Source organism: Spirillospora sp. NPDC046719 (assembly GCF_040645715.1).
GTDB lineage: Bacteria > Actinomycetota > Actinomycetes > Streptosporangiales > Streptosporangiaceae > Spirillospora.
This window is the reverse complement of the sequence record NZ_JBEYYT010000863.1, coordinates 1-1632: the sequence shown is the minus strand read 5'-3', so window position 1 is coordinate 1632 and position 1632 is coordinate 1. Positions and strand designations below refer to the sequence as shown.

1 protein-coding gene is annotated in these 1632 nt (G+C 73.4%); it reads left to right on the top strand.

Going from position 1 to position 1632, the window contains the following annotated elements; genetic code table 11:
* The first annotated feature begins 55 nt into the window (after positions 1-55).
* The gene (locus ABZ914_RS51055) at positions 56-1546 is read left to right on the top strand and encodes an alkaline phosphatase family protein (protein ID WP_500201775.1); all 1491 of its coding nucleotides are present in this window, start codon (positions 56-58) and stop codon (positions 1544-1546) included.
* Positions 1547-1632: the final 86 nt, after the last annotated feature.

Genomic DNA, 1632 nt, shown 5'->3' with positions numbered 1-1632 from the left:
GCCGAGCGCCGCGCGGATCCCTGCAGCCCCCACTCCCGCGGCTTACGCTCGCGAAGTGATCTTGACTGCTGAGCGGCGCTGGGACCTCACCCCGGCCGGCCCGGACGTGCCCCTGACCCGGCGGCGGCTGCTGTCGGCGGCGGGCGCCGCCACCGCCGCCGCGTTCGCCGCCGAGTTCCTGCCGCCGAACGTGCGCCGCGCGCTGGCCGCCCGCCCGGCGCGCGGGCCGGGGCGGTTGAAGGACGTCAAGCACGTGGTGATCCTGATGCAGGAGAACCGCAGCTTCGACCACTACTTCGGGACGCTGCCCGGGGTCGCCGGGTTCTCCGACCCGGCCGCGATCACGCTCGGCACCGGCCGGTCGGTGTTCTACCAGCCCGACGACGTCAACGAGGCCGGCTACGTGCTGCCCTTCCACCTCGACACGGCGAGGAGCAGCGCGCAGGCCATCCCGTCCACCAGCCACGCGTGGAGCGTCCAGCACGCGGCGTGGAACAACGGGCGGATGGACGGGTGGCTGGCCGCGCACCGCGCCGCCGACGGCGACAACGCCCCGTACGTCATGGGCTACTACACGCGCGAGGACATCCCGTTCCACTACGCGCTCGCCGAGCAGTTCACCGTCTGCGACCGCTACCACTGCTCCGTGCTCGGCCCGACCTGGCCGAACCGGCTGTACCTGATGAGCGCGAGCATCGACCCCGACGGCGACGACGGCGGCCCGATCACCGGCAACGCCGCCCCGGATCCCTACACCTGGGACACGTACCCGGAGGCGCTGACCGACGCGGGCGTGACGTGGAGGGTGTACCAGGAGGCGGACAACTACGGCTGCAACATCCTGGAGCCGTTCGCCGCCTACCAGGACGCGCCGACGAGCTCCCCGCTGTACCGGAACGGGATGCGGACGTACTCGGCGGGCCGGTTCGAGTACGACGCGGCGAACGACCGGCTGCCGACGGTGTCGTGGATCATCCCGACCAGTTACCAGTCCGAGCATCCGGACTACACGCCCGCCGCGGGCGCCGACTACGTCGCGTCCAAGATCGACGCGATCGCGTCGAATCCGGACGTGTGGGCCAAGACCGTCTTCATCCTGAACTACGACGAGAACGACGGGCTGTTCGACCACGTCCCGCCGCCGACCCCGCCGCCCGGCACCGACGGCGAGTTCGTCGACGGCGTGCCGATCGGCGCGGGGTTCCGCGTGCCGTGCGTCATCGTGTCGCCGTGGACGCGCGGCGGCTGGATCGCCAGCGAGCCGTTCGACCACACCTCCCCGCTGCGGTTCCTGGAGCGGCTCACCGGCGTGGAGATCCCGAACATCAGCGACTGGCGGCGCGCCGCGTTCGGCGACCTGACGTCCGCGTTCGACTTCGGGAGGCGGCCCGGCGGGCCGGGCGCGCCCCCGGACCTGCCCGGCACCAAGAAGCCCCTCGCCGACGCGGTCACCGGCGTCACGTCCCTCCCGCCGCCCGCGCTGCCCGGCGCGGACCAGACCCCGCCCGTCCAGGAGCACGGCCCGCGGCCCCGCCCGCGGCGCTGAACCGCACCGACAGCGACAGGAGACCGACATGGTGCGAGGACTGCGAGGGCTCGGCCTCGCCGCCGCCTGCGCCGCCGCGGGCACGG